7 protein-coding genes are annotated in these 5,020 nt (G+C 71.4%); 3 read left to right on the top strand and 4 right to left on the bottom strand.

Features of this window, described 5'->3' with window-relative positions; genetic code table 11:
• The 3 genes from OXR08_RS18480 to OXR08_RS18490 form a co-directional block, all read right to left on the bottom strand.
• Nucleotides 1–521, bottom strand: a 521-nt coding sequence (locus OXR08_RS18480; protein WP_267352107.1) for a heme exporter protein CcmB, incomplete at its 3' end; no start/stop codon positions are given.
• Nucleotides 518–1,099: a heme ABC exporter ATP-binding protein CcmA gene (ccmA, locus tag OXR08_RS18485; RefSeq protein WP_267352109.1), complete on the bottom strand. Its 582-nt coding sequence runs from the start codon at nt 1,097–1,099 to the stop codon at nt 518–520. The genes OXR08_RS18480 and ccmA, both read right to left, overlap by 4 nt.
• Nucleotides 1,099–1,512: a metallopeptidase family protein gene (locus OXR08_RS18490; RefSeq protein WP_112381847.1), complete on the bottom strand. Its 414-nt coding sequence runs from the start codon at nt 1,510–1,512 to the stop codon at nt 1,099–1,101. The genes ccmA and OXR08_RS18490 overlap by 1 nt, the downstream gene beginning before the upstream one ends.
• Before the next feature lie 55 nt (nt 1,513–1,567).
• Between OXR08_RS18490 and OXR08_RS18495 the strand changes: the two genes are divergently transcribed.
• Nucleotides 1,568–1,861: a 4a-hydroxytetrahydrobiopterin dehydratase gene (locus OXR08_RS18495; RefSeq protein ID WP_149682328.1), complete on the top strand. Its 294-nt coding sequence runs from the start codon at nt 1,568–1,570 to the stop codon at nt 1,859–1,861.
• A gap of 235 nt (nt 1,862–2,096) precedes the next feature.
• Here the strand turns inward: OXR08_RS18495 and OXR08_RS18500 are convergent, their stop codons facing one another.
• Nucleotides 2,097–2,861, bottom strand: a complete 765-nt coding sequence (locus OXR08_RS18500; RefSeq protein WP_267352111.1) for an SDR family oxidoreductase — start codon at nt 2,859–2,861, stop codon at nt 2,097–2,099.
• 68 nt (nt 2,862–2,929) lie between these two features.
• Between OXR08_RS18500 and OXR08_RS18505 the strand changes: the two genes are divergently transcribed.
• Nucleotides 2,930–3,685 carry an ATP-binding cassette domain-containing protein gene (locus OXR08_RS18505; protein ID WP_267352113.1) on the top strand — a complete coding sequence of 252 codons (756 nt, stop codon included), beginning with the start codon at nt 2,930–2,932 and terminating at the stop codon, nt 3,683–3,685.
• The coding region (locus OXR08_RS18510) for an ABC transporter permease/substrate-binding protein (protein ID WP_267352114.1) at nt 3,682–5,020 on the top strand (1,339 nt) is incomplete at its 3' end. The genes OXR08_RS18505 and OXR08_RS18510, both read left to right, overlap by 4 nt.

The raw sequence follows: 5,020 nt of genomic DNA on the forward strand, positions 1-5,020 counted from the left end.
GCGCCGAAAATCAGCACCGGCACCGCCAGCGGCAGCATCACCACCCCTGCCAGTGCGCCCGCCCCGCGGAGCGACGCGGTCAGCGCGCCCGTCGCCATCCCCAGCGCCGCCAGCCCCGGCGTGCCGAGCAGCAGCCCCAGCTCGACCCGCAACAGCGTCGCCGCCGACAGGTCCAGCAACCCCGCCGCCGCCACCGCCGCCACCATCATGAGCGGCGCGAACCCAATCCAGTGCGCCAGCATCTTTGCCGCCGCCACCGCCACCAGCGAATGCCCCCGCACCGCCAGTTGATCGAACACCCCCGCTTCCAGATCGGGCGCCACCAGCCGCTCCACCGGCAACAGCGCCGCCAGCAGCGCGGCCGCCCAGATCACGCCCCCGCCGACCCGCGCCAGCACCGCGCCGTCCGGCCCGATCGCAAAAGGAAACAGGATGGTGACGAGCAGGAAGAAGCCGATCACGATCGTCGCGGTCCCGCCGCTCAGGCCCCGGCGCACGTCGCGCAGGATCAGCGCGGTCACGCCGCGCCGCCCAGGCGCACCGCCACCGCATCGCCCAGGTCGATCGGCTGATGCGTCGCCACCAGCGCGACGCCGCCCGCCGCCCGGTGGCGGGCGACCAGCGCCGCCAGCATCGCCACGCCGTCCGCGTCCAGCCCGTTGGCCGGCTCGTCCAGCAGCCAGATCGGCGCCCGCGTCGCCACCACCCGCGCCAGCTCCACCCGCCGCCGCTGCCCCGTGGACAGTAACCGCACCGCCAGATCCGCCTTCGCCGCCAGCCCCACCGCCGCGACCGCCCCGGCGACGCGCGCCTCCACGTCCGGCTCCCCGTCCAGCCGCGCCCACATCGCCAGCGCCTGCGCCACCGTCCGCTCCCCGTCCAGCGCCGCCCCCTCGGCGAGCAGCGCGACCCGCCTGCCCCGCTCCACCGTGCCGGCGGCAGGCGGCAACAGCCCGGCCGCGATCCTGAGCAGGCTCGATTTGCCGATCCCGTTCGGCCCCGTCACCACGCCCGCCCCGCCCGGCGCCAGCGCAAGGTCGACGCCCTCGAACAGCATCCGCTGCCCGCGCGCGCCCGCCACGCCGCTAAGGGCCAACATCACGCGTCCGCCACCGCGTCTTCCAGCGCGTGCATGTCGTCGTCCGACAGGCCGAAATGATGCCCGATCTCGTGGATCGTCACATGCGCGACCAGCTCGTCCAGCCGCACGCCGGTTTCGATCCATTCGTCCAGGATCGCGCGGCGATACAGGTGGATGCGGTCGGGCAGCGCGCCGGAGTCCATTGACGATTTCTCGCCCACCGGCCGCCCGTGATACAGGCCGGTCAGGTCCAGCGGATGTTCGATCCCCAGGCTCGCCAGCGTTTCGTCATCGGCGAACTCCTCGATCAACAGCACCACGTCGCCCAGATGCTCGGCAAAGGCTCGCGGCAGCTTGGCGATCGTCGCGCGTGCCAATGCCTCGATCGTGTGCGCGTCCGGTGCCGCGCCGATGCCGTCTTGCCCGCCCATGCATCAGGCCATACCCGTGGCCCGCCGGAACCGGCAAGCGATATAGGGGATTGGGATGATCGAGCCGCTCAGCGAAATGGACCGGGCCGAGGCACTGGATGGCCTGCCCGACTGGGATCACGACGAAGCACGCGATGCGATCACGCGCACGGTGGTGTTCGCCGATTTCGTGGAAGCGTTCGCCTTCATGACCCGCGTCGCGCTGATCGCGGAAAAGATGGACCACCATCCCGAATGGAAGAATGTCTGGAACCGCGTCGACATCCTGCTGACCACCCACGACGCCGGCGGCCTCTCGGGCCGCGACATCGAACTTGCCGAGGCGATCGACGCGATCATGGGCGAGTGAAGGGCTAAGAAAAGCCCTCTCCCCTTCGGGGAGAGGGAGGGGCCCGCCGCGCAAGCGGTGGGAGGGTGAGGGGCAGCCCAGCAGCGCAGCACTGTTTGTCTGCCCCTCACCCTCCCCACGGCTAAAGCCGCGGGTCCCCTCCAGCATCAGGTCGCCCATGCCCCCGGCATGCGCTGAACAGCGCGGGGCGCTGTTCACCTGATGCTCCCCGGTTGGGGAGAGGGCCGTAAACGCCCTACCGCCCCCCGCGCATCTGCCGTCGCAGCTTGCCCGGCATCCACCGCGCCGCGAACATCATCCGCCGCGCCGTCCGGCCCACCGGGGTCAGCACCCGGTCGCCATGCACCGCGTCCCATGCCGCCTGCGCCACGGTTTCGACCGGCGTGAATTCCAGCCCCTGCGCCCGCACCCGCTCGCGCGCGGTGCCCTTGCCCACCACGGCATCCAGAAGCGGCGTATCGATGAAACTGGGCATGATCGCGCGCACCTTGATCCCGTCCGCCGCCCATTCGCCGTCCAGCGCCTCGGTCAGCCCGCGCACCGCGAACTTCGTCGCCGAATAGGTCGCCAGCCCGGCCGATCCATAGATGCCCGACGCCGACGACGTGTTGAGCAGGCACGATCCCGGCGTTGCCTTCAGATGCGGATAGGCGACCCGCGCGCCGTAGACGAGGCCGCGGAAATTGATGTCGATCACCCGGTCCAGCGCATCGATGTCGATCGCGCCGAACGGCCCGCCCGCGGCGATCCCGGCATTGTTGAACAGCACGTCCAGCCGCCCGCCCGCGATCATGAAACTGGCCAGCTCGCTTTCCCACGCGCCGACGTCGCGCACGTCCATCACATGCGTGCTGTGCGGCCCGCCCAGGCTCGCGGCGACCTCCGCCAGCCCGGCCTCGTTCCGGTCGGCCAGCCCGACGCGCCATCCGGCCTTGGCGAACAGCGTCGCGGTGGCCCGCCCGATGCCCGATGCGGCACCGGTGACGAAGATCGCCTGCATATCCTCTCCTTATGTGATCGCCGCCAATCGTTTGACGTTTCGGGCATCATTCCGCATCATCGCCGCCGATGCCAGCCCCGATCATCGCGCTTGACCGCGTCACCCGGCGCTTTGGCGCAACCACCGCGGTGGACGACGTATCGCTCGCCATCGCGCCCGGCGCCTTTGTCGCGCTTGTCGGCACCTCGGGCTCGGGCAAGTCGACGCTGCTCCAGACGATCAACGCGCTGGTCCGCCCCGACGCCGGCACCGTCCGGGTCGAGGGGCGCGATGTCGCCGATGGCTCACCCCATCTGCTGCGCCGTCGCATCGGCTATGTGTTTCAGGGCGACGGCCTGTTTCCGCACATGAGCGTCGCGCGCAACATCGCGATCGGCCTGCGCCTCGCCGGTACGCCCACGGGCGACCGCGTCGCCGAGATGCTCGATCTGGTCGAGCTGCCCCGCGACCTCGCCGACCGTCGCCCCGACCAACTCTCCGGCGGTCAGCGCCAGCGCGTCGCCATCGCCCGCGCGCTTGCCCCCTCGCCCGCCGTCCTGCTGCTCGACGAGGCGCTTGGCGCGCTCGATCCCGTCACCCGCGACGGGCTCGGCACCCGGTTGCGCGCGCTGCATGATCGTCTCGCCCTCACCACGGTCCTCGTCACCCATGACATGGCGGAGGCGCTGCTCCTCGCCGACCGGGTGCTGTTGATGGCAAAGGGTCGCATCGTCGCCGACGCCACGCCCCGGCAGCTCGCCACCGGCGGCGGCGGTGAGGGGGCGCAGGCGCTGATGGCGGTTCCCCGGCATCAGGCCGAACGGCTGGCGGCGCTCAGCCGATGAGCGCCTTCCTCGATGCGCTGGCCCGCGTGCCCCCGCTGCTCGCCCAGCACGTCCTGCTCGCCATCGCCGCGCTCGCGCTCGGCATGGTCGTCAGCCTGCCGCTCGCGCTGCTCTCCGCCCGCCAGCCGAAGCTCGGCCGCATCGCGCTCGCCCTCGCCAGCCTTGTGCAGACCATTCCGTCGCTGGCGTTGCTCGCGCTCTTCTATCCGCTGCTGCTCATCCTGTCGGGGCTGGTCGGCGGGGGCATCCCCGCGCTCGGCTTCCTGCCCTCGCTGCTCGCCCTGTCGCTCTATGCGGTGCTGCCGATCCTGCGCAACGGCGTCACCGGGCTGACCGGGCTCGACCCCGCCGTCACCCGCGCCGCCGATGCGGTCGGCATGACGCCTGCGCAAAAGCTGTGGCAGGTGGAACTGCCGCTTGCCGCCCCCGTCCTCGTCGCCGGCATCCGCACCGCCGCGGTATGGACGATCGGCGCCGCCACCCTGTCCACCACCGTCGGCCAGCCGAGCCTCGGCGACCTGATCTTTGCCGGGCTGCAGACCCAGGCGTGGGCGCTGGTCCTCGCCGGTTGCCTTGCCGCCGCCGTGCTCGCGCTCGGCGTCGATGCGGTGATCGGCATGATCGAACGCGGCCTTGCCCGCGGCCGCCGTGCCGTCTGGCTGACCGGCGTGGCGCTGCTCGCCGGCGGGCTCGCGCTGGCCACCGCGCCGCTATGGCCGCGCGGCGAGGATCGCACGGTCGTGATCGGCGCCAAGAATTTTTCCGAGCAATATATCCTCGCCCGCCTGATCGGCGACCGGCTGACGCAGGCCGGTTACCGGGTCCGCTACCGCGACGGCCTCGGCTCCGCGGTGATCTTCGGTGCCGCCCGTGCCGGCGATGTCGATGTCTATGTCGAATATGCCGGCACCTTGTGGACCACCGCGATGCACCGCAGCGACGTGCCGCCGCGCGCCGCCATGCTTGCCGACCTGTCCCGCTGGACGAATGGTCAGGGCGTTCGGCTGCTCGGCCCCCTGGGGTTCGAGAATGCCTATGCCTTTGCCATGCGCGGGGATGATGCGCGTCGCCGGGGTATCGCCACCCTGTCCGACCTGTCCGCCGCCGCGCCCGCGTTGCGCCTGGGCAGCGATCTCGAATTTCTCGATCGGCCGGAATGGACGGAGGTGCGGGACGCCTATGGCCTGCGCTTCGCCGCGATGACGCCCTACAGCCCGACCTTCATGTACCGCGCGCTTGCCAGCAACCGGGCCGACGTCATCTCCGCCTTCTCCTCCGACGGCCGCATCGCCGCGGACGGCCTCACCGTCCTCACCGATCCCAAACGCGCGATCC

This window comes from Sphingomonas sp. GM_Shp_2 (assembly GCF_026540875.1).
Lineage (GTDB): Bacteria > Pseudomonadota > Alphaproteobacteria > Sphingomonadales > Sphingomonadaceae > Sphingomonas > Sphingomonas carotinifaciens.